Origin of the sequence: Shewanella marisflavi (assembly GCF_023283925.1) — a bacterium.
In the GTDB taxonomy this organism is placed as follows: domain Bacteria; phylum Pseudomonadota; class Gammaproteobacteria; order Enterobacterales; family Shewanellaceae; genus Shewanella; species Shewanella marisflavi.
The window spans coordinates 23,340-48,575 of the sequence record NZ_JAKIKX010000001.1; the positions used below are offsets into that span (position 1 = coordinate 23,340).

Consider the following 25,236-nt stretch of genomic DNA (forward strand, 5'->3'; position numbering starts at 1 on the left):
ATTTAAGATGTTTGTTAGAATGCCCTGTTCCTTTAACAATAAGATGATGAACTGCCGATGACCAAGCCTTTCCTACTCATTTTTCTGCTAATGAGTCTCTCTAGTGTAGCCGTGAGCCAAGAGCGACCTAAAATCGGCTTGGCACTCAGTGGTGGCGGCGCCAAAGGAGCGGCTCATATCGCCGTGCTTAAGGCGCTGGAGGCAGAACAAATCCCCGTCGATTATATTGCCGGTACCAGTATTGGGGCTTATGTGGGGGGCATGTATGCTCTGGGTTATAGCGCCGAAGAGATCGAAGAGATCATGATGGGCGCCAACTGGAATGCAGGCTATTCAGATACCATTCCCCGCGCAGACCTTAGTTATCGGGGCAAACAGCAGCGCGACCGATTTAATTTACCGATCAATGTGGGTTATAGAGACGATGAAATAAAGGTCCCTAATGGCCTGCTGCACGGTCAGTCTATGTCTATTTTGCTACAGCGCTCGACAGATCTGGTACATAAGTTCGAACATTTTGACGAGCTGCCGATCCCCTATCGTGCGGTGGCGACCGACCTCGAGACCAGCGGCGCCGTGGTGATCGACAGTGGTAGCCTGGTCGACGCCATGCAGGCGTCGGCGACAGTGCCGGGTGCGCTACAGGCTGCTCAGTATAAGGGCCGCATCGTAGTTGATGGCGGTATCGCCAACAATATGCCAGTGGATGTGGTTAAGGCCATGGGCGCCGATATCGTCATCGCCGTGGATATCGGCTCCTCCTTGGTGACACGAGAGCACCTAGAAAGTACGGTTGCCGTGTTAAATCAGTTATCGACCATGTTGACCAATGCCAGTACCGAGCGGCAGAAGCAGTTGCTGACCGCACAAGATATCCTGATCCGCCCCGAGGTGGGGGCGCTCAGTACCACAGACTTTACCATCATGCCTGAAGCGTTTCGTTTGGGTGAGGTTGCCGTTAAGCAGCAACTAGATAGGCTAAAGCAACTTACCGTGACCTCAGAGCAGTATGCTGCCTATCAGGCGCATAAAGATGCCGTCAGCGTAGGCTGGCTCTATAACCTGTCGCAACCAGTAGTGGAAATACGTTTTGACAATAACTCTCTGGTGAGTCAGAAGCTGCTGGCAGAAACCTTAGGCATAGAGCCAGGAGAGGTGGTCGATAAGGCCAAGTTGGAGAAGGGGATAAATAACGTTTACGCCTTAGATAAATTTGAGCGGGTTAATGCCGAGTTTATTGATACCGAAGAGGGGCGTGTCATGGTGCTGCAAACCCGAGCCAAGTCGTGGGGACCCAATTACTTTCAGCTTGGCTTTAGCTGGGAAGACGACTTCACCTTAGATTCTGCCGTGGCGTTTGATGTCGCTTATACCATGACAGATCTCACTGCTTATGGCGGCGAATGGCGCAATGAACTGCGTCTGGGTTATGAGAAATTGCTCTCCTCTGAGCTGTATCTGCCTTTGGATTCTGATCAGCGTTATTTTTCCCGTGCCGAATTGGGTTATGAGAATAAAGAGTGGACCCTCTATGAAGAGAATAATCGTGTCATAGAACTTGATCAGGTTAGGTTCCGCGCCGAGCTGGGCGTTGGTCTTAACTATATCAAGGAAGGGAAAGTTGAAGTTGGTTTGGTGGGGGAAAGCGGTTATCTGGATAATGCGGTATTTATCGGTGAGCAAGACTATAGCTCCTATGGTGCCTACCTCAAATTTGGCTTCGACGACTTAGACAGCATCAGCTTCCCGACCTCGGGTAATCGAGTCACCATTAATATGTACTATCGCCGTGAGCATTCTCCCGACATTTTTGGAGAAGATCCTTCCGAGACTTCATTCCAGATCAAGGCCGATTGGCGCGGCGCCCTGAGTGTCGGCAATCATGCCTTCGTGGGTAAGGCCTCGCTGGCGACAGTGGATAAGGAGCGGGGCTTTAGTGTTAACGTGTCTGAGTTAGGTGGTTTCCTCAACTTATCCGGATACCACAAGAATGCCTTGGTGGGGCCGCACAAGCTGTTCGGTGCCTTCATCTATCAATACGATCTGGGGCGCGACATGCTGGGTATGACTGATTACCCTCTCTATGTGGGTACCAGTATTGAGGCGGGTAATGTCTGGTCTATTCGAGACAGTGTCAGCTTCGACGACCTTATCTATGGTGGCAGCCTCTATCTGGGGACTGATACACCCATAGGTCCTGCCGCGATCGGTTATGGCTGGACTGACGATGGCGAAAATACTGTCTTCCTGTTTCTGGGTAAGAACTGGTAGGCAGATAAGGGCGTCATACAAAGTTACAAAATCGCCCTACAGTCAGACAGACTGGGGTGATAGTGTGTCATTCGCAATGGTTTAACTAACCAGAAGATTAACAATAAAGCGTAAAAAAAAACCGGGGATTTCGAGATGAAAAGAGTCAGTCATTTGGCATTAGCCGTGGCACTAGGCTTGGGCCTGGGTGCCTGCAGCAGCCAGGATGCCAGTAAAGTAGAGAGTGTGCAAACGGCCAAGGTGTCGGGTGTAGAGAAAGAGAATTTCGACCCTCAAGTGCGTCATCAGGACGACTTCTACTACAGTGTTAACGGTCATTGGCTGGCAACCACGCCTATCCCGGCTGACAAATCTAATTACGGCGCTTTCTCGGTTTTGTATGAGCAGAGCCAAAATGCGTTAAAAGAGATCATCGACGAAGTCGCCGCCATGCCAAACAAGGCAGAAGGCTCGAGTGAACAGAAAGTGGGTGATTTTTACGCCAGCTACATGAACACCGATCTGGCTGAGCAGCTAGGCGTAACGCCAATTAAGGTGCCGATGGCTGAGATTCAAGGTCTTAAGAATCATCAAGATGTTGCCAACCAAATGGGTAAACTCTTGGTCTCTGGTGTGCAGATGCCTCTTGGCTTCTACGTTAACAACGATGCCAAGAAGTCGACCCAGTATGGTGTCTATTTCTACCAGTCTGGCTTAACTCTGCCGGATCGCGATTACTACCTGAAGGACGACGCCAAGTTTGTTGCCAATCGCGCTGCGCTGCAAAGTTATATCGCCGAATTGCTAGAAAAGGCAGGCTATTCTCATGCCAAACGTGCGGCGAAAAATGTCGCCGAGATCGAGCATTTCCTGGCAGAGAGTCAGTGGACTCGTACCGAGTCACGTGACGCCAATAAGAGCTACAACAAGATGGATATCGATGGCTTGCAACAGACTGTGAGCAACTTCGATTATTCACAGTTTGCCAACGGCGCCGACATGAACAAGGTCACCGAAGTGATTGTTCGCCAGCCCTCTTTCTTCGAGAAATTTGGCAAGCAGTTTAATCAATTTAGCGTGGAACAGTGGCAAGATTACCTGATGTTCCATCTGGTCGACAGCTATGCCGAGTTGCTGAATAAAGAGTTGGTTGACCTACACTTTGCCTTCCATGGCAAGACTTTGATGGGCATCGAAGAGCAGAAGCCACGCTGGAAGAAGGCGGTAGATGCGGCCGATCAGGTGATTGGTGAGCTGGTGGGTAAAGAGTACGTTAAGCGTCACTTTAAGCCAGAAGCCAAGGCGCGTATGGAGAAGATGATCCAAAACCTGATCAAGGGTTTCGAGGTGAGCATCAATGAGCTCGAGTGGATGACGCCCGAAACTAAGGTGGCGGCCCAAGAGAAGCTGTCTAAGTTCAACTACAAGATAGGTTATCCAGACAAGTGGAAAGATTACACAGATCTTAGCATCAAGGCGGATGACCTGGTGGGTAACTACCTGCGTTACGCGCACTTCGAGTATAAGAGCATGCTGGATAAGCTAGGTCAGCCAATCGATCGCACAGAGTGGCACATGACGCCACAGACGGTCAATGCCTACTACAGCCCTGTGATGAACGAGATCGTTTTCCCCGCTGCGATTCTGCAACCGCCATTCTTTAACATGGATGCCGACGATGCGATCAACTATGGCGGTATCGGCGCCGTGATCGGTCATGAGATCAGCCATGGTTTCGACGACCAAGGGGCCAAGTATGACGGCGATGGCAACTTGAGAGATTGGTGGTCAGACAAAGACAGAGAAGAGTTTAACAAGCGCGGCGCTAAGCTGAGCGCCCAGTATTCTGGTTACGAAGCCTTGCCTGGTAAGTTTGTGAATGGCGACCTCACCTTGGGTGAAAACATTGGTGATCTGGGTGGCCTAACCGTGGCAGCGCGCTCTTACCTGCTGAGCCTCAACGGTAAAGAGGCGCCAGTGATCGACGGCCTGACCGGTGAGCAGCGTCTGTTTATCGGTTGGTCTCAGGTATGGCGTCGTAACTATCGCGATGAAGAGCTGGGTCGTCGTCTGCTGACCGATTCGCATTCACCAAGTCATTTCCGCGCCATGGGTACGCCCCGTAACATACCGGCCTTCTACGAGGCATTCGATGTTAAGGCGGGCGACAAGATGTACCTGAGCGAAGAAGATCGTGTGAAGATCTGGTAACTCATAGATAAATGTAAAAAAGCCCATCCTAGGATGGGCTTTTTGGTATTTGAACTCGACAGATTTAACACATCAGGAAGTCGGCCAGCTCATCGAGACTTTTGAGTTGCTGGTGAGCGGCGGCCCATCTGGATTGGCTCGCCTCATGGGGCGCAGGGATCACCACAGTATGCATATTAGCGGCTCTGGCGGCGATTAGGCCGTTGAAGGAGTCTTCTATCGCTAAACATTCTTGTGGTGGCACTCCTAACGCCTTGGCGCAATTGAGATAAACCTCAGGGTGGGGCTTACCCAGCGCCAGAGACTCGGCGCTCTCTATGGCATCGAACTTATCTGCAATGGCTAATTTTTGCATGACGGCATCGATCAGTTGCTGGGGCGAGGAAGTTGCCAAGCCTATTTTAAGGCCGCTGCGCTGACATGCTTCAAGAGCAGCAGCTACGCCGGGCATAGGCAGGCCGTTGCGTAATATCTCCTCGGCGACCCGTTGCACTATGGCTTCAGAAGTCGCTTGATTATCGTAATCCGCCCAGGGATGACGTTGATACCAGAAGGCCACTACCTGATCGATGCGTAGGCCTGTGGTTTGCTGGGTATCGATAAGGCTGATGGGCAGGCCCAATTGGCGAAATACATGGTATTCGGCGGCTTGCCAGCTCGGTTCCGAATCGATAAGGACGCCATCCATATCGAAGATGACAGCCGATAAATTCAATTGGCTCATGATGAAGAGTCCTGCTCTTTTAGGCGGGGAAAGTGGAATATTATGCGTATTCTTCGGTTAAATACGAGTCTAAAGGCAAAGTTTTTTGCCTTAATATCTTGAGCAAACTTCAGGCTTTTCTCGTTTAGAATAAATTAATCTTTGTTTTATAAAGTCTTTAATATTAGGTGTTTAGCTGTTGATTCAAACTATTGTCTAATTTCATTTGTTTTATGGCTAGGATAATTTGCACTGCGCCCTAGGAAATCCCGGTAATTTCTCACTTCTAAGAGTGTGATCTGATTCATACTTTTGCAAAGCTGTAGTATAATGCGGCCGGAAATACGGGTTGAGCCTGCTTGACTGTGAGCTTCAGAATTGAAGACGTGCAGTTTCGCTGTTAGAACGCCAAACAAAGAGGAATGTTGCCGTGCTAGAAGCATATCGTAAACACGTCGCAGAACGTGCTGCAGAGGGCGTAGTCCCTAAGCCACTAGATGCCCATCAAGTGGCCGAATTAGTCGAATTAGTAAAGAATCCGCCTGCGGGTGAAGAGGAGTTTATCCTTGACCTGCTCGAAAACAGAATTCCACCAGGTGTTGACGAAGCTGCCTATGTAAAAGCGGGCTTCCTCGATGCGGTTGCCAAAGGTGAGGTAACCTCTCCTATCCTATCTTCAGCCCGCGCCGTTGAGCTACTGGGTACCATGCAGGGCGGTTACAACATCGAACCTCTAATTGGTCAGCTAGACAATGAAGCTCAAGCGCCTTTGGCAGCCAAGGCGCTGTCAAACACCTTGCTGATGTTTGATGCTTACCACGATGTGGTTGAGAAGATGAAAGCGGGTAACGCTTTCGCTAAGCAAGTGGTTGAGTCTTGGGCCAACGCCGAGTGGTTCCTGAACCGTCCTAAGCTGGCTGAAAAAGTGACTCTTACAGTATTTAAGGTGACTGGTGAAACCAACACCGACGATCTGTCACCGGCACCCGATGCCTGGTCACGTCCAGATATTCCACTGCATGCCTTAGCCATGCTGAAAAACGCGCGTGATGGCATAGTGCCAGACGAAGCGGGCGTGAAAGGTCCAATCAAAGAGATCGAAACTCTGAAAGAGAAGGGTCATCCACTGGTTTATGTGGGCGACGTTGTAGGTACAGGTTCTTCACGTAAGTCTGCTACCAACTCAGTACTTTGGTTTATGGGCGACGATATCCCAAATGTGCCTAACAAGCGCGCTGGTGGTTTCTGTCTGGGTGGCAAGATCGCACCTATCTTCTTCAACACCATGGAAGATGCCGGTGCCCTGCCAATCGAGCTAGACGTGAGCAAGATGAACATGGGCGATGTGATTGACATCTACCCATACGAAGGCGTCGTTAAGCTTCACGGTACTGATGAAGTTATTTCAGAATTCAAACTGAAAACTGAAGTATTGTTAGATGAAGTTCGTGCCGGTGGCCGTATTCCATTGATCATCGGTCGTGGCTTAACTGACCGTGCGCGTGAAACATTAGGCTTACCTGCATCTGAAGTATTTGTACGTCCACAAGATGTGGCCGACTCTGGTAAGGGTTACACCCTGGCGCAGAAGATGGTAGGTAAGGCATGCGGCGTTGCCGGTGTGCGTCCTGGCCAATACTGTGAGCCTAAGATGACCTCTGTAGGTTCACAAGACACTACAGGTCCTATGACGCGTGATGAGTTGAAAGACTTGGCATGTCTTGGCTTCAGTGCCGATTTGACCATGCAGTCATTCTGTCACACCGCAGCTTATCCTAAGCCTGTGGACGTGAACACTCACCACACCCTGCCTGACTTCATCATGAACCGTGGCGGTGTATCGCTGCGTCCAGGTGACGGTGTTATCCACTCTTGGTTAAACCGTATGCTGCTGCCTGATACCGTAGGTACTGGTGGTGACTCTCATACTCGTTTCCCAATCGGTATCTCTTTCCCTGCGGGTTCTGGTCTGGTGGCTTTCGCCGCGGCGACCGGTGTTATGCCACTGGATATGCCTGAGTCTGTATTGGTTCGTTTCAAGGGTGAGATGCAGCCTGGTATCACGCTACGTGACCTGGTACATGCGATTCCGCACAAGGCGATCGAGATGGGTCTGCTGACCGTTGAGAAGAAGGGCAAGATCAACGCCTTCTCTGGTCGTATCCTGGAGATCGAAGGTCTTGAGAAGCTGAAGGTTGAGCAGGCGTTCGAACTGTCTGATGCCTCGGCCGAGCGTAGTGCTGCCGGTTGTACCATCAAGCTGGACAAAGAGCCTATCATCGAATACCTCAACTCTAACATAGTGATGTTGAAGTGGATGATCGCCGAAGGTTACGGTGACCGTCGTACCATTGAGCGTCGTATCACTGCGATGGAAGAGTGGTTGGCGAACCCTGAGCTGATGGAAGCCGATTCTGATGCAGAATACGCCGAAGTGATCGAGATCGATCTGAACGAGATCAAAGAGCCTATCCTGTGTGCGCCAAACGATCCAGATGATGCCGTACTGCTGTCAAGCGTGAAAGATACTAAGATCGACGAAGTATTCGTGGGTTCTTGTATGACTAACATCGGCCACTTCCGTGCAACCGGTAAGATGCTGGACAAGTTTGCTACGACTCTGCCTACCCGTCTGTGGATCGCTCCGCCAACTAAGATGGACCGTGATCAGCTGACAGAAGAGGGTTACTACGCCATCTTCGGTCGTGTCGGTGCGCGTATCGAGATCCCAGGTTGTTCTCTGTGTATGGGTAACCAGGCTCGTGTTGCCGAGGGTGCGACAGTGGTTTCGACTTCTACTCGTAACTTCCCGAACCGTTTGGGTACAGGTGCAAATGTTTATCTGGCCTCTGCCGAGCTAGCCGCCGTTGCTGCGCTGCTGGGTCGTCTGCCAAGTGTTGAAGAGTATCAAGAGTACGCGAAAGAGATCGATGCGACAGCAGCCGATACATACCGCTACCTGAACTTCGACCAGATCGACTCTTACACTCAAAAAGCGGGCGAAGTGATCTTCCAGTCTGCCGTGTAACTTAGTTAGATTGCGCAAAAAGGCCAGCTAAATAGCTGGCCTTTTTTATTGGGGTTTACCTGTGACTTAAACAAAGTCAGCGGTTTGCTCTCTATTAGGAGTATTTGGCGTGCAAGGCTTCTAGGAGCTGATCTTCTAGCTGGAAGCGGGTTTCCATGGCATCACCTAAAGAGGAGAGATCTTTATCCAGCTGGTAGAGGATCTTGTCGTCGCTGGCGCTGGTGTATTTGTCATTGAAGTCCAGCGCGAGATCTGTGGTTTCGCTGATCTTAGGTACTATGGTCTGTGCCAGTGAATGGCTCGATTCGCCATTTTTCTCACAGGCGGTCATCACGCGGTCATAGACTTCGAAATGGCCTTCGGAGACATAGTCTACCAGTAGGTCACAAAACTCTTTAACTGAGTTGAAGGCGGGGAGTGATTTGTCCATTGCCTCATAGGGGGGCAATCCTGCGATTTGGCAGTAGTTAATCAGTAGCTTACGACGGTGGTTGAGCCATTGATCAATCAGCTTGTTGGCGCCTCCCCATTTCTGTTCGGCCCGTTCTAATTGCTTAAGCATGATGGTCCCCATCGAATTCTTCTTCTGTGACTTCTAATGTAGGTGACAACCACTGCTTTGATCAACCATTTTTTAGTCAATCTCGGCGATCTTTCAGCTGGTCGAATCTGATTGTTTTGTATACAAAATGGTTAGGTCGGGAGTAAATAGAGGGAGTAGAAATAAAATGCCCAGCGATAGAAATCTATCGCTGGGCGAGTAAAGTTTTTGCGGGCTCGATGCGACGAGCTTCTTGATTGTTCTTGCTAGCGCAGACTTTTTATATCAAAGGCGAGGAGACGGTGCAACTTTTTTCGAATGAAATGCGGTGTAGAGCGACTAATCATTGTCGTGAGTCAGTGCCCCTGTGATGGGAAGTCGAGGCAAAAAAATAATCAAGCGGCGTTTGTCACATAAATGTGTTGATGGAGGTTACTTTACTCGCGTAAATGCTAAACTACTGTCCCAGCGAAAATCAATAAGCGTAGGAATAGAGCCTTATGGCAGAATTAAAAAATGATCGTTATTTACGTGCCTTACTGAAACAGCCTGTTGATGTGACTCCTGTGTGGATGATGCGTCAAGCAGGTCGTTACCTTCCTGAATATAAAGCGACTCGTGCACAAGCTGGTGACTTCATGTCACTGTGCCGTAACGCTGAGTTGGCTTGTGAGGTGACGTTGCAACCGCTTCGTCGTTACGATCTCGATGCTGCGATCTTATTCTCTGATATTTTGACCGTACCGGATGCGATGGGACTGGGTCTCTATTTCGAAACTGGTGAAGGTCCACGTTTCGAGCGTCCAACCGATACCATAGACGCCATCAAGAAGCTGGCTGTGCCGGATCCAGAAGATGAGCTGGGTTACGTGATGAACGCCGTTAGCACTATTCGCCGCGAGCTGAAAGGCGAAGTGCCGCTGATCGGTTTCTCCGGTTCGCCTTGGACCCTGGCGACTTATATGGTCGAGGGTGGTTCAAGCAAGACCTTCGAAAAGATCAAGAAGATGGCTTATGCCGAGCCAGCTGCGCTGCACATGCTATTAGACAAGTTGGCCGATTCTGTGACTCTGTATCTAAATGCTCAGGTGGCTAACGGTGCTCAGTCGCTGATGATTTTCGATTCATGGGGCGGCGCCCTGTCGCATACTGCCTACCGTGAGTTCTCTTTGCGTTACATGCAGAAGATTGTTGATGGCCTGACTCGTCATGCCGATGGCCGTCAAGTGCCTGTGACCCTATTTACTAAGGGTGGCGGACTCTGGTTAGAAGCCATGGCCGAAACCGGTTGTGATGCACTGGGTCTTGACTGGACTGTAGACATTGCCGATGCACGTCGTCGTGTAGGCCACAAGGTTGCCCTTCAAGGTAACATGGACCCATCGATGCTTTATGCTTCTCCTGAGCGCATCCACGAAGAGGTGCGTCAGATCCTTGCGGGTTATGGTGAAGGTTCAGGCCATGTATTTAACTTGGGTCATGGTATTCACCAGCATGTGGATCCAGAGCATGCGGGCGCCTTTATTAAGTCAGTTCACGAACTGTCAGCGCAATACCACAAGTAATCGATATCGCAAGTAATCGATACCAATAGTGAGATGGCCAGCCTGGTTAACCCGGCTGGCTATTTTTTTGTCTGAAAGGTGCTAGCCCTCATCAGCCCCCTACACGTAAAAAAATACCTAAGATGTCATGGGATGTAGGCTTGGCTAATTTAAATTCAATAAGCAAAGATAAGTGGGCTTTATAAAAATATATTGATCAGTATGTTGGTGCTTAAGATTGTCCTGTTTCGTCTCTTGGCGGCCAGTTGATCTTCTATCCCCTGCCGCGGCAAATTAAATCGGCCGCTCAGCGCTATTTCTCTTTCAATCTCAATCTATTTGTCTTCTTATCTCGATATGGCTCTATCGTCTGTAGAGAGCACTTAAGTTTCTATAAATTATTACAAAAATAGTTCATCGCCTTATAAGTGGTGAACTGGCTCTCAATTTGTTTCGACAGTTACGCCTCAATTGCCAATTCCTGCGCTAAGTCAATGCAGGGGCCGATTGTCGCAGGCAGGCTATTGGCTAGTTTTGCAACGGCCGGATGCTCGGTAGTTTAATCCCTAGGCCAAATAGGGTATTTTTCTCGCCGACCTGATCACCGCACTAAAGCGACCCTACAGGATGGCTCTGATTTACGATGCGCATTAGTAAGAAAATAGTGGTTTTTGTGGTGGGCTTTTGCCTGCCTGCCATATTGGCCATCGCCTATAGCTTAAGTGTGTGGTTTGACATGCGCCTCGCCGATATTCAACAGGAGGAGGGGCGCCGGACTCTGCACAATATTGCTCTGCATCTTGAGGAAGATTTGCATCAATTCGAAATGTTGGCGCAAATTTATGGTGTGCCTATGGCCTTGTTGCCCTCAGATCAGCAACAAACGTTGTCGGCTAACTGGCAGGCTATGGCGCAATCGAGTCAGGTCAATTTCTATACCCTGCAGGGGGAGCGCCTAACGTCTTTTGACAGAAATAGCCGAGAGGTTCAAGAATTAGAGCTTAATGCCTTCTTGTCCGAAATCAGGGAGCTATCAGGCATCAAGACAGGTTTCCTACTTAAAGGTCAGTTAGGCTATCTGGTCAATGTTATCCCCCTCTCATTTGAGCGCCAGTTGCTGACGGTGAGGCGAGTCGATAACGTCTTGTTGGAGCACTATCAACCTTATGCAGCTTCCGTGCGATTGAGGTTGGCAACCACTGAGGCGATGCCGCTTACCCAAGAGGACTCCCTAAGGGAGACGCTTGAGGTGCCTAACCTGCTAGCTGACCAAACCTTGCTGCTCGATATAGAGTGGGCTGAGCCGCTAAGTAAGGTCTCTAGTGCGCCGATGACATTTATCTACCTTGTCGCTGCTATCAGCTTGCTGCTCTTGCTGCTGGGCTATCTCTGGCTGCGCCATGGGGTGGTCGACCCGTTAAAGCAGTTGTTAAAGCAGCTCGCCAAGGTGGACCCAACGGCTAAGACTTATCAACCGGTCCGCAGCTCTGGGGCCTCTGAATTTATGGTGATCTCAGAACAGATCAATAGCCTGCTTGCGCGCATATTTCAGCAAAAAGAGCGCTCTAAGATCACCCTCGAAGCTATCGCCGAAGCCGTTATTCTCACCGACAGCTGGGCTAAGGTGATCTACTTAAATCCTCAGGCCGAGCGCCTGCTTAGGATAAAGGCGGAAGCGGCGGTGGGGATGAGTCTGGACAAGGTATTTCGCAGTGAAAGTCAGTTAAATGAATCCTTATTTGCTTTCATGGCCAGCGGGACCGCGACGCCAATGCTGAGTAAGGTGAAGTTTAACAGTCATGAGCCACGATTGATGGAGCGTAGCATCAGCAACCTTAGAGGGCTCAACAGTAAGAGCATTGGCACGGTTATCGTGCTAAGAGATATCACTCAGGAGGAGTTGTTAAAGCATCAGCTCAGGCGTAGGGCCAACTTCGATAATGTGACTGGCTTATTGAATCGCTGCGCCTTCGAGGAGCGTTTAAAGGGGTTTGCCGAAGATGCGCAGACATTAGCCATCTGCTACTTGGATCTGGAGCAGTTTAAGCTGATCAACGACTCCTGTGGTCATAACGCCGGTGATTCCATGCTTGAGATGGTCGCTAAGGCGATACAGGCGAGTCTCGATGATAATGGCTTGTTGGCACGTCTCGGGGGCGATGAATTTGGCTTGGCCCTTAAAGATCTGGGGGTGGTGCCCTTGGCGCAGCAGGTTAAGCAGATCATCGACTCCGTGGGTAAGCAGGTGATGGAGCATCACGGTTGTCATTACCATGTGGGGATCAGCGCTGGTGTGGCCATGGCTAGAGCGCCCTATATCAATCCATTAGAACTGCTTAAAGATGCCGATATTGCCTGTATCGCCGCCAAACGTAAGGGCAGTAATCAGGTGCATTTTTATGATGATAAGGACAAGGAGCTCACCTATCAGCGTAACGCGCCTAAGTGGGCTGTGCGTATTGCTCAGGCGATAGAGCATAATGAGCTGCTGCTTTACTATCAACCGATTAAGGCGCTTAGCGAACAGGGCAAGCAGCGCATGGAAGTCCTATTGAGGATCCAGGAGCCTTGCGGTCGCATCTTGGCACCAGCGCAGTTTATTGCCGCGGCGGAGCGCTTTAAGTTAATGACAGACGTCGACAAAGAGGTGATCCGCAAGACCTTCCTTTGGCTCTCTCTTCACGAAGAGCTTTGGGCGGATCACTGTTTGTCTATCAACCTGTCGGCTAACAGCCTGGGAGCCGAAGGCATGGTTGAATATATCATTGCTCAATTGGAACGTTTCGCGATTCCCAGTCACTGTATCTGTTTTGAGATCACCGAGACGAGCGCGATTCAAAATCGCAATCGAGCGATGGAGATGCTCAATCAGTTGAAGAAGCAGGGGTTCTCTTTCGCGCTGGATGACTTCGGCACTGGCTTTGCGTCTTATGGCTACTTAAGAGAGCTACCGGTCAACTATGTCAAAATTGACGGCTGCTTTATCAAGTCGCTTGCCAGCAATGCTAAGGATTATGCCATCGTCAAATCGATCCATGACGTCTGTCAGGTGATGGGGATCGAGACTGTCGCCGAGTTTGTGGAGAACCAGGAGATCATAGATCGCCTTCGATCTATCGGCATCAATTACGCGCAAGGCTACGCCATCGGCAGACCGAAAAGTCTGGAGAGTTACCTCAGCCCGGTGTCAGACAATGTGCATAGATTATTGGCTTAGGTGAAAATTTGGACTTGTGATCGGCAGCAAACTATGTGAATTTGTGGGGTATCCAACTACTTATTGACCAAGTTTATGATGCAGAGTTTAGCCGATAAAGTCGTTATCATCACAGGGGCCTCAGAGGGCATAGGCCGGGCATTAGCTAAGGCGATGGCCCCTCTGGGGTGTCGGTTAGTATTGACCGCCCGCAGCCAGGGACGACTGCATTCTTTGCAGCGAGAGCTGGCATCGACTGCTAGCGTCCCCCCGCTTATCGTTCCCGCAGATGTCACAGATGCCAGCGCCTGCCAATCCCTTATCGATACCTGTGTGGCGCATTTCGGTCGACTGGATATTCTAGTGAACAATGCTGGCATGACTATGTGGTCCCGTTTCGATGAGCTCGAAGATCTTTCGATTTTAGAGCGGGTCATGCAGGTCAACTACCTAGCGCCTGCCGTGTTGACTCACTATGCCTTACCTCATCTTAAAGCGAGTCGTGGTCAGATAGTGGTGGTTGCCTCGGTGGCAGGATTAACAGGTGTGCCCACCCGTAGCGGTTATAGCGCCTCTAAACATGCGGTCATGGGCTTTTTTGATTCTCTTCGCATCGAGCTGGTGGAAGATGACGTGGCCGTTACTCATATCTGCCCCGATTTCGTGGTGTCTGAGATCCATAAACGCGCCCTGGACGGTCAGGGAAAGCCGCTGGGTAAGAGTCCTATGCAGGAAGCCAAAATCATCACCGCCGAGCAGTGCGCGCAGATGATGCTGCCTGCGATTGCCGGACGTAAACGCCTGCTTATCACATCAACACGAGGTCGATTAGGGCGTTGGTTTAAGATTATCGCTCCCGGTTGGATCGATAAGATTGCCCGCAAAGCGATCGCCTCAGGGCATTAGGTTCAAGTTAGCTGAGTTTGATCGCTATAAAGAGCGTTGCTAAAACACTAAGCGAAAGCCAAGTAAAAAGTGCAATAAAAAGCCCAGCATGAACTGGGCTTTTTTCTGTAATAAGGTCGCGCGACCTTGTTTATTCCTTGGTGATATCCAGGTTGATCAGCCACCAGGCTCTGGCCTGAATGTCACCGGCCTCGACCACACCACCACTGCGGTATGGTTTGGCGAAGTGAGTGATTACGATAGGCTTAGCTGTCTGGAAACGTCCCGGATTGACGAACCAGGCGTTGTAAGGATCTTCCGGATTTAGGCTGACAGTGACCTCTGAACTGACCGGTTGGCTCATGCCCGGACATGTGTAGATGCTATTCGATGCCAGTGGGTAGGCTACCCGACTGCCATCTTCACACAGACTGGTTTTTTGTAGCCTGAGGGTGATCAGTGTGCAGCTCTTGTAATCGCTGGGATCGATACACACCTGCGTTACCATATTGGTGTAGCCACCCTCGAGTTCATCGTCGCCATCTTTGCTCACCGCATCGCTGCGCCCGCCGATAGCGGTAAAGTAGGAAGCGTCGCCGGCGGCAACCTCTGCCGGTGAGACCAGTTGAAGGTCGCTACCATCGAAGCTCAGGCTGGCCTCTTCGCCAAGGCCGGGCTCAATATCTTTAAGGAATACCTCATAGTTCAGACTAGTGCTCAGGTAGTTGTCGCCGCCGTCGTCGGTGACAGTGATGCTGAAGTAGTCGTTTTCACGTGAGCGCGGATAAGTATGCAGCGTGAGCTCGCCGTCAGGGGTGAGCTCGGCATATTCTGGGGATACCTGTAGGGTGAAGGCATAGGATAGGTTACCAAAGGCGTTGGTAAACTCTGGTGGTAATACCTTACGATCAGGGTAGTAGACGACTGACTGGCTGATCTCATTCAAGCTGAGACCAGGGTGCTTAGCTTTGGCGATGCTGACGTTAAAGTCGCGCGTAGTACGTTCATAGTTGCGGCTTTGCTCTATCAGCGTCACTTTGGCCATACCTGCAGACTCTATGGTCATGGTACCAGTGTTAGTATTTAGATCAATCACCTTGCGCGAGGCAAGATCGGCGTAGTAAGTGAGCTGGCTATCGATACCACGTCCCGTTACCGCTGGTGGGGTGAGACTAGCTCCCTGGCCGTAATTTGTGCTCAGTAGTTGGCTTGCCAGTTTCAGCTCGGGGTTTTCGACGCCCTTGTCGATCACCACATTCAGTTGAGCTTTCTGAGGCAGATGACCAGCATCGCCGCTATCTGTCACTGTATAGGTCACGTTACCTGCGTTTTGTACCGTCAGGGTAAGTGTAGCCAGGTTGACGCTGACCACATCGCTTTGACCACTTTCCAGGCTAAGACTCAGGCTGCCAATAGCGCCCGAAAGTGGAATATCGATCGTCTTACCCGGCGCATACTGGGTTCGCACCGAAGAAATAGCCAGACTTCCGTTGAGAGGGGCTACGTCGACGAAGAAGCGGCTGCTGGCCGGATGATAGAAATCGTTACCTTTGTCTGTCGCCGTTATCCAGCCTCGGCCGGCGCCAATGATGGTGATCGCCTTGCTGTCGGCATCCTGACTGAATACGCCGTCACCGTCATTTTCTATCTGGTAACTGACTTCGCCCTGATTGTGGTTGGCTTGAGGAACAAATAGTGTGTTAGCAGCGTAGTCGATACGGCTATTTTCTACCGCAAACAAGGTGTTGTCTTGTTTGTCTATCTTGACACTGTACTGCTGTTCTTGTGGTGTCCATAGTTCGCCGCCATCGTCCCGGACTATCACTTCGACCAGGCCGGGTTTGAGGACCTGCATCTGCCCGTTGTTAACATCCAGCGTAATAACATCGGTGGCGCTGGTGGCGGCCAAGCGGTAACTTAGCTTGCCCTTGGCGCCGACGATTTGTGGCATTAAGGTTTGATTCGCTTGGTATTGAGTGTCTATGTCGAGCGCTTGCAGTGAACTGGCCACCCCGGCCTCGACCTTGACCTTAACAGCGCGGCTCGAGCTCAGGTAGTTGCTGTTACCTGCATCTGTCACTTCCACCAGGGTTTCACCCACACCTTTGAAGCGATATTCTCCCTGTTCAGCATCGGTGATCTCAATGATATCCTCGGCCGAGCCCGCCTTGATGGCAAAGTGTAGCTTGCCTTGGGCACCAGTGACCTCGAAGGTTTCGTTCTTGTCGGCGACGAAGCGTGTGTTGATGTCACTGACTTTAAAGGCGAGGTTTTTCGCCTTATCTATCTGTACCTTAAATCGTTGCGTAGGCACCTGAGCATGGTTTAATGGCGCAACTTGTCGCACCTCAACCTCAGTTTCACCGGCACCAAGAATGTTCATTGCCCCAGTGGTGGGGTGGACCTGTACTACCTGAGTGTTAGCGCCTGACGCCAGTTGGTAGAGAGTTTCAGTGGTGGGCGTACCAGTATAGACGGGCAGTAGTTTAGCTCCAAAGATCAGTGGCTTGTTGGCGATATCTTGAAAGCTGGCATAGGTAGTCTCGGCTGGCGAGATACTGATTTGAAATTCGCGTGAATCGGCTAGGAAGTTACGCCCACCATCATCTTTGGCAAGTAGCGTTACGCTGCCACTGCCGACAACCCTGATATTCCCCTGGTCATCGATAGACACCACATTGGCAGGTTGACCGGCGGCCAGCGCCAGGCTGAGATTGCCTTTAACGCCGCTAATACTGGGGGCCAACACGGCGCCATCCACATAGCCTTGGCTGATATCATTGGTCAATAGCGGTGAACGGGGAGCCTTATTGATGGTGATGCTAAAACCTTGGTTGACGGATTTTGTCTGGCTGTTGCCGCTGTCGGTTGCGATCAGTTCTGTGGTGCCAGCATTGAGGATCGTCAGCGACTGTTTATCGGCAGATATCTTGACCACATCGGCAGGGGCACCGCTGACTAATTGATAGCTGATACTGCCTAACTTGCCGGTGATGGCTGGGCTGAGGTGCTGATCAGGTGCATAGGTTTGCACTAGTTCCTGAACTTGAATGCCTGGATGTGCTTGCTTTTCGGCTTGCGGTGCAGGACTGTCCGAGTCGCCTCCGCCACAAGCGGTAAGTATAAGGGTGAATAACAGGGGTAAGTATCTCATTAAGCCTCCAGCTTAAAAAACAGAGGCGGCGAGTATACAGATGTGAATAATCTGCTGCAATGCGATGGAAAAATATTGAATTATGCTAATATTGTGTTCTTTATTGTATAAAAATAATATATTCAGGCTATTTTTAATGCATGATTAAAATTTAGCAGTTAACTTATTGAGTCGTATAAAAAAGCACCTGATACCCTTAAGGAGTACAGGTGCTTTTATGCGATTTTATTGCATGAAAAGTGAGCGTGATCTAAGTCTCAACTATTCATGAATAACCCTTTGTGGGTATTAACTCTCCCGGGCGATTGCGCGATAGGCAATATCGGTACGGAAATAGACGTCGTCCCAATGGATCTCGTTCACCAGCTGATAGGCGCGTTTCTGCGCCTGAGTCACGTTCTCACCCAGTGCCGTTGCACAAAGTACGCGACCACCGTTAGTGACCACATGACCGTCCTTCATGCTGGTGCCAGCGTGGAATACCTTGGCGTCATCATCGCCCAGGCTTAAGCCATCGATCACATCGTGCTTGCGGTAGGCATCTGGATAACCGCCTGCTGCCAATACCACACCCACTGCCGCGCGGCTGTCGAACTCGGCGGTGACCTTGTCCAATTCGCCACGGGTAGCGGCCAGGCAAAGCTCAACCAGATCAGACTTTAGGCGCATCATGATAGGTTGGGTTTCTGGGTCGCCGAAGCGGCAGTTGTATTCCAACACCTTGGCACTGCCATCTGGCGCAATCATCAGGCCTGCATAGAGGAAACCTGTGTAAACATTGCCTTCTGCTGCCATGCCATCCACGGTAGGACGGATAACATTGTCTATGGTCCAGTCGTGCACCGCTTGAGTGACCACTGGCGCCGGAGAGTAGGCGCCCATGCCGCCGGTGTTCGGGCCGTTGTCGCCATTGTCTCTGGCTTTATGGTCTTGGCTGCTGGCCATGGCCAGGATATTGTTACCGTCGACCATGACGATGAAACTGGCTTCTTCGCCCTTGAGGAACTCTTCGATCACCACGCGGGAACCCGCCTCGCCAAACTTGTTGCCAGCTAACATATCTTCGATAGCTGCATCGGCTTCTGCTTGATCCTGGGCGATGATCACCCCTTTACCTGCCGCCAGGCCGTCGGCCTTGATAACGATAGGAAAGCCAGTGTTGGCAGTCACTTCAGCTACATAAGCCTTGGCGGGCTCGATCTCTGTGAAGTTCGAGTATGCCGCAGTGGGAATGTTGTGACGGGCCAGGAAGTCTTTGGTGAAGGCCTTAGAAGACTCTAACTGCGCCGCGCCTTGGGTTGGACCAAAGATAGGCAGCTTAGCCTCGTTAAAAGCATCGACCACGCCGAGAGAGAGAGGCACTTCAGGGCCTACTATGGTCAGCTCAATGGCTTGCTCTTTAGCAAAGGCTACCAGTTCAGAGATGGCTTCGACGGCAATTTCGACGTTTTCCAGCTTAGGCTCTAACGCTGTGCCGGCATTGCCAGGCGCCACGAAGACTTTCTCTACCAGTGGTGATTTGGCCGCCTTCCACGCCAGTGCGTGTTCGCGTCCACCGCTACCAATTACTAATACGTTCATGCTGTATCCTTAAAACGGCGCCCGGGCTTGTGGCCCAGGCGCGAGATGCAAATTAATGACGGAAGTGACGCATGCCGGTGAAGACCATGGCCATGCCATGTTCGTCGGCAGCTGCGATGATCTCTTCATCACGAATCGAACCACCCGGCTGGATGATGCAGCTGATCCCTGCGGCTGCGGCCGCATCGATACCATCGCGGAAGGGGAAGAAGGCATCGGATGCCATGACTGAACCCACAACTTCCAGGTTTTCATCGGCAGCCTTGATACCTGCGACCTTGGCGCTGTAGACGCGGCTCATCTGGCCTGCGCCCACACCAATTGTCATGCTGTCTTTGGCGTAAACGATGGCGTTAGACTTAACGAACTTAGCCACCTTCCAGCAGAACATGAGATCTTTCATCTCGGCTTCGGTCGGCTGACGCTTAGTGACAACCTTGATATCGCTCATCTCAACCATGCCTTGGTCACGGTCTTGAAGCAGCAGACCGCCATTAACACGCTTGTAGTCTAGGCTTTGGGTCTTAGTAGTCCACTGACCACATTCAAGCAGACGCACATTGGCTTTGGCTGCAACTACGTCGCGGGCCGCCTGGCTAACGACTGGCGCGATAATCACCTCGACGAACTGACGCTCGACGATAGCGCTAGCTGTCTCGGCATCGAGTTCACCGTTAAAGGCGATAATGCCGCCGAAAGCCGAAGTCGGGTCGGTTTGATAGGCGCGGTTGTAGGCTTCTAACAGGTCGTTACCGATAGCGACACCACAAGGGTTGGCGTGCTTCACGATGACACAAGCTGGTTCGCTGAACTCTTTAACACATTCCAGCGCCGCATCGGTATCGGCGATGTTGTTGTAAGACAGCGCCTTACCCTGCAGCTGAGTCGCACTAGCGACCGAGGCCTCATCTATGTTTAGATCCACATAGAAGGCGGCACTCTGGTGGCTGTTTTCGCCGTAACGCAGATCTTGCTTCTTCACTAACTGGGTGTTGTAGGTGCGTGGGAACTTAGAGTCCTGATGGCACTCATCTTCACTGTGGGCTGGTACCATGGTGCCGAAATAGTTGGCGATCATGCCGTCATAGGCGGCAGTGTGCTCGAAGGCGGCGATGGCTAGATCGAAACGAGTCTCCAGCGTCGTGCTGCCCTGGTTAGCCTGCATCTCTTTGATAACGCGATCATAGTCTTTGGCGTTAACGATAATGGTGGTGTCTTTGTGGTTCTTTGCAGTAGAGCGCACCATGGTAGGGCCGCCAATGTCGATGTTTTCTACGGCATCGGCCAGGGTGCAGCCTTCTTTGGCCACAGTCTCGGCAAAGGGATAGAGGTTAACGGCAACCAGATCGATAGGCTTAATGGCATTCTGTTCCATCACTAGCTCATCGATACCACGACGGCCAAGGATACCGCCATGCACTTTAGGGTGCAGGGTTTTGACGCGGCCGTCCATGATCTCAGGGTGACCTGTGTAGTCAGAGACTTCAATGACAGGCACGCCGTTGTCTGCCAACAGGCGAGCGGTGCCGCCGGTAGAGAGCAGTTCAACACCTTGAGCGTGCAGGGCCTTAGCAAACTCTAAGATTCCGGTTTTATCTGAAACGCTTAACAGCGCGCGACGAATAGGTCTGGCATTATTCATTTTAGGTACAGGGTCCAGTGGTTATTTTAAGGATCTTTCGGAAAGCAGAACAGTTAGTGCCAACTAACCCGGGCGTATTGCTTTCCAAAAGCCCCTCAAATATTTTTACTGCCCATCGCGGCGCGCGTATTTTAACGTAAAACTGTGTGCCATGCTGTTTTTTTCTGTGCGATTTCACAATACGCCATGGCGAACAAGCCAGCCTGAAAAAATTCCTGCACAATAACCCTTGACCTTAGATTTAACTCTAAGGTTTATACTAGCAATATGACTTTGATGAAATGCTTAGCCGGAGGCGAGATGTATCGTATTGGAGAGTTAGCCAAGCAGTGTGAGGTGAAGGCCGACACCCTACGTTTCTACGAGAAACATGGCCTGTTATCGCCGTCGATGCGTAGCGACTCGGGTTATCGACTCTATACCGAACATGACGCTGAGCGCTTGCGTTTTATCCTGCGCGCCAAGGCAGTGGGCTTTACCTTGTCGGAGATCACTGAGCTGTTATCTATCGATCTGGACAAGTCCAATTGGGCCTGTGCGGATGTGAAGGGGATGGTGGATATAAAGTTGGCCAATGTAGAGGAGAAAATCGCCGAGCTGAATCATTTTCGCGTCTCCCTGCAACGCCTTTCCGATGCCTGCTGCGGTGGTCCTGAGAGCGCCGAACATTGCTCAATACTTGAGGCGCTAGAATCAAACGTCGAAGTGAAGTGTGAAAACCACAGTCATGATCACAGCGAAACCGAATATAAAACCAGTTGTAAGCTAAAGGGTTAACCTATGTTGTTATCTAATTTTATCGACCTCTTTCTCGATTCCGCGCCCTGGCTGCTGTTGGGTCTAGTGCTTGCCGGCATGCTGAAGATGTTTGTGCCTATGGCATGGATGCAGAAGCAGCTGGGGGGCCACGGGATGAAGACGACCATTAAGGCGGCCGTGTTGGGCGCACCCTTACCGCTCTGTTCCTGCGGCGTGATCCCCGCTGCAGTGGGTCTGCGCCGTTCGGGGGCTTCCAAGGCGGCCACCACCTCATTTTTGGTCTCAACCCCTGAGACTGGTATCGATTCGGTCAGTGTTTCCTATGTGCTGCTTGGCCCCTTCATGGCAATTGTTAGGCCTATAGCGGCAGTGAGCAGCGCTATCGTTGCCGGTTTGCTGGTGGGCCGTGATGACGACGAGGTGAAAGTGAGCGATACGGCTGAGTCTGCCCGCTCTAACCAAGCTGCGAGCGATAAAGGCTCCAAGGCAAGCACTAGCTGTTGCAGCAGTAGCAAGCCAGTCGAAAAGCCGCTGGAGAAGCAAGTGTCATCGAGCTGCTGTGGCGACAAGTCAAATGCGCCAGTGCGAATGAAGGCGGATGCCTCACCCATGATGATGCGCCCAACGAGCTCAGGTGCTATGGCTAAGCCAGAAGCTTTGATTAAGCCAGCGGCAGCCACTCAGTCCGCGAGTGGGTCATGCTGTGGGAGCAAGGCAAAGCCCGAGCCGATAAGCTCATGTAGTTCTACTACTGATACGACTAATCAGAGTAATAGCCAAAGTGAGAGCTGTTGTGAATCGACCAAAGATGTGGCCACTGAGCTCAAGGGTACTTCAGTGCTGGCACGGATGGGCAAAGGTTTGCATTATGCCGCCACCGACCTAGTGCGTGATACTACCGTTTGGTTGTTGATTGGTCTTTTCTTTGCCGCATTGGTGCAGACCTATGTGCCAGGGGATTTCATGGCTAAATGGGGTGACGGCATCTTAGCCATGCTGGTAATGGTGCTGGTCTCTGTGCCCATGTATATCTGCGCTACCGCCTCTACGCCTATTGCGGCCGGGCTGCTGCTGGCAGGTGTATCACCAGGCGCCGTACTGGTGTTTATGTTGGCGGGCCCTGCGACGAATATCGCTACCTTAGGTGTAGTGACCAAGGAACTGGGTAAGCGCGCCCTCTATGGTTATCTCGGCGGCGTGTTGGGTGTTGCCCTTATCTCAGGTGTTATCGTTAACTATCTGGTGGAGACCTTCGGTTTTGTGGTGATGCCTCAAATTGGAGAAGAGCACAACCTCTTGCCGTCAGTGATAGTTAATGGTTCGGGGATCATCTTGGCCATCTTGATGCTGAGGGTATTGCTTGCCAAGTTACCCAAGAACTGGTGGCGTCGAGACTGCTGCTCTTAATGTGATGGTTTAACGAATAGAAAAGGCACTCAATAGAGTGCCTTTTTTATGTTTATGACAAGGATGTCACTTAGGTCGCTGGAACAAAATCCATTGGGAAGTGACGTTCTGTCGTAGTGCCTTCAGTCACAACGACATCTTGCTCATCAATGTGAAGGAAGAAAGGTGCTTCGACATCTTCAGGCGTGTTAACTGATTCAGGATCGTCATTTTGTGCCACACAGGTATAGCCAAGGCTGTAGGTACTGGCGGCAACGAAGCCAAATTCATACTCGTAACCGGTAACATTTTCAGCATCATCGGTAATTGGATTAACCCGTGCAGAGGCAATAGGTGCCACTTGTAACTCAACAACGTCGGCATCTGGGCGGAAATCTACCATGTTTTCAAGTGCGGTAGCCGTTGGGTAAAGGTAGACGGCTGGGCTGAACTCGGAACCACCGGCAGCCACTTCACATGCATCCATTACATCACTACTAATTTGGCCATTGATGGCACCTACTTCGGCGTTGTTCACTAGCTGTACAGCCGTTGGCTTAAGCGTCCAGTAGTCTTTGTTGCCATGTGGTGCTTGAAGACCTTTAGATAGGTTGAATTCGGCAACAAAGTCATTAACGCCAGCGGCAATGGTGAAGCTCTTGTTGAAGAAGAGACGACCTGTGCCTTCTTCCTCAGCACCGACGCCGCCACAGCTACCGTTGCTGTTGGTGACCAAGCCAGCGTCCATGTCATCCATAGTTTTGACATAAGAGCTGTTAGTGTCGGCGACTTCGCTATTCTGCATGTAGATACACATCTGGTATTCACCGACCGGGATGGTTTGGCCGGCAACCAGAGTTTCTATCTCTTGGCCTTGTACTGTGAGTAGGTCAACATGCTTTAATTCACCATCTTCTGAGACGTCGAATGAGATAGGTTCACCTGCACCTTTTAATACCACCTGCTTGAAGGCAATATTCACTACTTTAGCATCGGCAGGGTTGTCTGAGACACCTAGGCTAAAGACGCCTGTTTTTGGTGTTTCAGGAGTATCATCACTACCACCACAGGCGGCAAGTAGGCTGGTGAGTGCGATGGCGATAATCGATTTTGAATACTTCATAGGTTACCTGTTCATCATGTTGGTTGATCAATTACACGTGACAAGCCCTCCCGAACAGGAGCGGCAAATCACGTGCGATTGATTTGGATTGTTTTTGTAGGTCTAGCTATAAGGATAGGCGAATACAGGCTCAAGTCCACCGAAAATGGCTTTTAAAGGTGCACTATGAATAAAGTTTAATTGATAGGGTGGTAAGTACTTACTATAAGCGCCAAGCCTTTGACTATGGTCAAAAAAATTACGGGTTGATTGGTGAAAAAAAAGCGATTCGTTATTTACGTGAAACGAATCGCTTTTTATTGTTCAGGCCAGAGTGACAGGCGAGAGAGGTGATGTTTATGCCTTGATGTCGGCGTTGTGGTAGACGTTTTGTACGTCGTCACAATCTTCCAGTGCAGCTTGGAATTTTTCGAACTGGGCGATCACTTCTGGGTCGGTGAGTTCTGTCATGGTCTGTGGCACGAAGGCAATCTCTTCTACTTCCAATTCAGTGTCAGGGAAGGCGTCGTTAAGGGCTGTCTTTGCCTTGTTGAACTCTGTGTGCGGTGCAAACACGCTAATGATGCCATCTTCTACTTCGATGTCGGCGATATCCACGTCGGCCATCATCAGGGCTTCCAACACTGCTTCTTCATCGTCACCTTTAAAGGCAAATACAGCTTGGTGATCGAACATGTGACCCACGGTTCCCGGGCTACCTAGTTTGGCATCGTTCTTAACGAATGCCTGACGGACTTCGGTAAAAGTACGTTTACCGTTATCAGTTAAGCAGTCGACGATGACCATAGCGCCACCAGGACCAAAACCTTCATAACGAGCCGTCTCATAGTCTTCACCACCGCCGCCGCGAGCTTTTTCGATTGCTCGTTCGATAACATGGGCAGGCACTTGATCTTTTTTAGCCTTAGCGATCATTTGACGTAGCGCTAGGTTACCGTCTGGATCAAAACCACCATTTTTAGCGCAAACATAGAGTTCTTTGCCGTAACGAGAGTAAAGTCTAGTTTTCTGTCCAGCCGTTTTGGCCATAGATTCTTTGCGGTTTTGGTATGCTCTTCCCATCTTGATCTATCTCAGTAAGCTAAAAAAATTGGCCCAATATTAGCAGCTTTGTCGACGATTTTGCATACTCCCCCAAGGATTTTGTCAAAACTGTGGTGATTAAAACGCTTAACCTGGGGGCTAAGTGATGAAATCAGGTATCACTAAGACTTAAGCGAGCTTTGTTCGAGC

15 protein-coding genes are annotated in these 25,236 nt (G+C 50.7%); 8 read left to right on the forward strand and 7 right to left on the reverse strand.

Going from position 1 to position 25,236, the window contains the following annotated elements; all coding sequences use genetic code 11:
• Positions 1-57: 57 nt before the first annotated feature.
• Together L2712_RS00095 and L2712_RS00100 are read left to right on the forward strand one after the other, a co-directional pair.
• Positions 58-2,271: a patatin-like phospholipase family protein gene (locus tag L2712_RS00095; protein WP_033539521.1), complete on the forward strand. Its 2,214-nt coding sequence runs from the start codon at positions 58-60 to the stop codon at positions 2,269-2,271.
• A gap of 135 nt (positions 2,272-2,406) precedes the next feature.
• Complete coding sequence (locus tag L2712_RS00100) at positions 2,407-4,461, forward strand: M13 family metallopeptidase (protein WP_248976521.1); 2,055 nt, start codon at positions 2,407-2,409, stop codon at positions 4,459-4,461.
• 64 nt (positions 4,462-4,525) lie between these two features.
• On the opposite strand, the gene hxpB is transcribed toward L2712_RS00100, so the two are convergent.
• On the reverse strand, positions 4,526-5,185 hold the full coding sequence (gene hxpB / locus L2712_RS00105; protein ID WP_248976522.1) for a hexitol phosphatase HxpB: 660 nt from the start codon (positions 5,183-5,185) through the stop codon (positions 4,526-4,528).
• Between the two features lie 409 nt (positions 5,186-5,594).
• Here hxpB and acnB point away from each other — a divergent pair, with 409 nt between their 5' ends.
• Positions 5,595-8,192: a bifunctional aconitate hydratase 2/2-methylisocitrate dehydratase gene (gene acnB, locus L2712_RS00110; RefSeq protein WP_248976523.1), complete on the forward strand. Its 2,598-nt coding sequence runs from the start codon at positions 5,595-5,597 to the stop codon at positions 8,190-8,192.
• A gap of 94 nt (positions 8,193-8,286) precedes the next feature.
• Here the strand turns inward: acnB and rsd are convergent, their stop codons facing one another.
• Positions 8,287-8,754 (reverse strand): sigma D regulator, encoded by a 468-nt coding sequence (gene rsd, locus L2712_RS00115; RefSeq protein WP_181404193.1) that lies wholly within the window; start codon positions 8,752-8,754, stop codon positions 8,287-8,289.
• A 479-nt stretch (positions 8,755-9,233) separates the two neighbouring features.
• Here rsd and hemE point away from each other — a divergent pair, with 479 nt between their 5' ends.
• The 3 genes from hemE to L2712_RS00130 all read left to right on the forward strand — a co-directional run bounded on the left by hemE (position 9,234) and on the right by L2712_RS00130 (position 14,379).
• Entirely contained in the window at positions 9,234-10,298 is a 1,065-nt protein-coding gene (gene hemE, locus L2712_RS00120; protein ID WP_033539516.1) for a uroporphyrinogen decarboxylase, read from the forward strand.
• A gap of 622 nt (positions 10,299-10,920) precedes the next feature.
• The gene (locus L2712_RS00125; protein ID WP_248976524.1) at positions 10,921-13,494 is read left to right on the forward strand and encodes a putative bifunctional diguanylate cyclase/phosphodiesterase; all 2,574 of its coding nucleotides are present in this window, start codon (positions 10,921-10,923) and stop codon (positions 13,492-13,494) included.
• A 78-nt stretch (positions 13,495-13,572) separates the two neighbouring features.
• Positions 13,573-14,379, forward strand: coding sequence for an SDR family oxidoreductase (locus tag L2712_RS00130; RefSeq protein ID WP_248977049.1), 807 nt, complete (start codon positions 13,573-13,575; stop codon positions 14,377-14,379).
• Positions 14,380-14,509: 130 nt separating this feature from the next.
• Here the strand turns inward: L2712_RS00130 and L2712_RS00135 are convergent, their stop codons facing one another.
• The 3 genes from L2712_RS00135 to purH all read right to left on the reverse strand — a co-directional run bounded on the left by L2712_RS00135 (position 14,510) and on the right by purH (position 20,735).
• Complete coding sequence (locus tag L2712_RS00135; RefSeq protein ID WP_248976525.1) at positions 14,510-17,512, reverse strand: hypothetical protein; 3,003 nt, start codon at positions 17,510-17,512, stop codon at positions 14,510-14,512.
• A gap of 288 nt (positions 17,513-17,800) precedes the next feature.
• Positions 17,801-19,093: a phosphoribosylamine--glycine ligase gene (gene purD / locus L2712_RS00140; RefSeq protein WP_248976526.1), complete on the reverse strand. Its 1,293-nt coding sequence runs from the start codon at positions 19,091-19,093 to the stop codon at positions 17,801-17,803.
• A gap of 52 nt (positions 19,094-19,145) precedes the next feature.
• Positions 19,146-20,735 (reverse strand): bifunctional phosphoribosylaminoimidazolecarboxamide formyltransferase/IMP cyclohydrolase, encoded by a 1,590-nt coding sequence (gene purH, locus L2712_RS00145; RefSeq protein WP_033539512.1) that lies wholly within the window; start codon positions 20,733-20,735, stop codon positions 19,146-19,148.
• A gap of 300 nt (positions 20,736-21,035) precedes the next feature.
• Here purH and zntR point away from each other — a divergent pair, with 300 nt between their 5' ends.
• Positions 21,036-21,512 carry a Zn(2+)-responsive transcriptional regulator gene (gene zntR / locus L2712_RS00150; RefSeq protein ID WP_033539530.1) on the forward strand — a complete coding sequence of 159 codons (477 nt, stop codon included), beginning with the start codon at positions 21,036-21,038 and terminating at the stop codon, positions 21,510-21,512.
• A 3-nt stretch (positions 21,513-21,515) separates the two neighbouring features.
• Positions 21,516-22,901, forward strand: coding sequence for an SO_0444 family Cu/Zn efflux transporter (locus L2712_RS00155; protein WP_248976527.1), 1,386 nt, complete (start codon positions 21,516-21,518; stop codon positions 22,899-22,901).
• 70 nt (positions 22,902-22,971) lie between these two features.
• Here the strand turns inward: L2712_RS00155 and L2712_RS00160 are convergent, their stop codons facing one another.
• Together L2712_RS00160 and L2712_RS00165 are read right to left on the reverse strand one after the other, a co-directional pair.
• Positions 22,972-24,003, reverse strand: a complete 1,032-nt coding sequence (locus tag L2712_RS00160) for a DUF4382 domain-containing protein (RefSeq protein WP_248976528.1) — start codon at positions 24,001-24,003, stop codon at positions 22,972-22,974.
• 336 nt (positions 24,004-24,339) lie between these two features.
• Positions 24,340-25,065 carry a YebC/PmpR family DNA-binding transcriptional regulator gene (locus L2712_RS00165; RefSeq protein WP_033539509.1) on the reverse strand — a complete coding sequence of 242 codons (726 nt, stop codon included), beginning with the start codon at positions 25,063-25,065 and terminating at the stop codon, positions 24,340-24,342.
• Positions 25,066-25,236: the final 171 nt, after the last annotated feature.

What these genes read in the sequence shown, in the direction of transcription:
- L2712_RS00095 (WP_033539521.1), top strand. Translation starts at nt 58, where the DNA reads ATGACCAAGCCTTTCCTACTCATTTTTCTGCTAATGAGTCTCTCTAGT.
- L2712_RS00100 (WP_248976521.1), top strand. Translation starts at nt 2,407, where the DNA reads ATGAAAAGAGTCAGTCATTTGGCATTAGCCGTGGCACTAGGCTTGGGC.
- hxpB (WP_248976522.1), bottom strand. Translation starts at nt 5,185, where the DNA reads ATGAGCCAATTGAATTTATCGGCTGTCATCTTCGATATGGATGGCGTC.
- rsd (WP_181404193.1), bottom strand. Translation starts at nt 8,754, where the DNA reads ATGCTTAAGCAATTAGAACGGGCCGAACAGAAATGGGGAGGCGCCAAC.
- hemE (WP_033539516.1), top strand. Translation starts at nt 9,234, where the DNA reads ATGGCAGAATTAAAAAATGATCGTTATTTACGTGCCTTACTGAAACAG.
- L2712_RS00125 (WP_248976524.1), top strand. Translation starts at nt 10,921, where the DNA reads ATGCGCATTAGTAAGAAAATAGTGGTTTTTGTGGTGGGCTTTTGCCTG.
- L2712_RS00130 (WP_248977049.1), top strand. Translation starts at nt 13,573, where the DNA reads ATGCAGAGTTTAGCCGATAAAGTCGTTATCATCACAGGGGCCTCAGAG.
- L2712_RS00135 (WP_248976525.1), bottom strand. Translation starts at nt 17,512, where the DNA reads ATGAGATACTTACCCCTGTTATTCACCCTTATACTTACCGCTTGTGGC.
- purD (WP_248976526.1), bottom strand. Translation starts at nt 19,093, where the DNA reads ATGAACGTATTAGTAATTGGTAGCGGTGGACGCGAACACGCACTGGCG.
- purH (WP_033539512.1), bottom strand. Translation starts at nt 20,735, where the DNA reads ATGAATAATGCCAGACCTATTCGTCGCGCGCTGTTAAGCGTTTCAGAT.
- zntR (WP_033539530.1), top strand. Translation starts at nt 21,036, where the DNA reads ATGTATCGTATTGGAGAGTTAGCCAAGCAGTGTGAGGTGAAGGCCGAC.
- L2712_RS00155 (WP_248976527.1), top strand. Translation starts at nt 21,516, where the DNA reads ATGTTGTTATCTAATTTTATCGACCTCTTTCTCGATTCCGCGCCCTGG.
- L2712_RS00160 (WP_248976528.1), bottom strand. Translation starts at nt 24,003, where the DNA reads ATGAAGTATTCAAAATCGATTATCGCCATCGCACTCACCAGCCTACTT.
- L2712_RS00165 (WP_033539509.1), bottom strand. Translation starts at nt 25,065, where the DNA reads ATGGGAAGAGCATACCAAAACCGCAAAGAATCTATGGCCAAAACGGCT.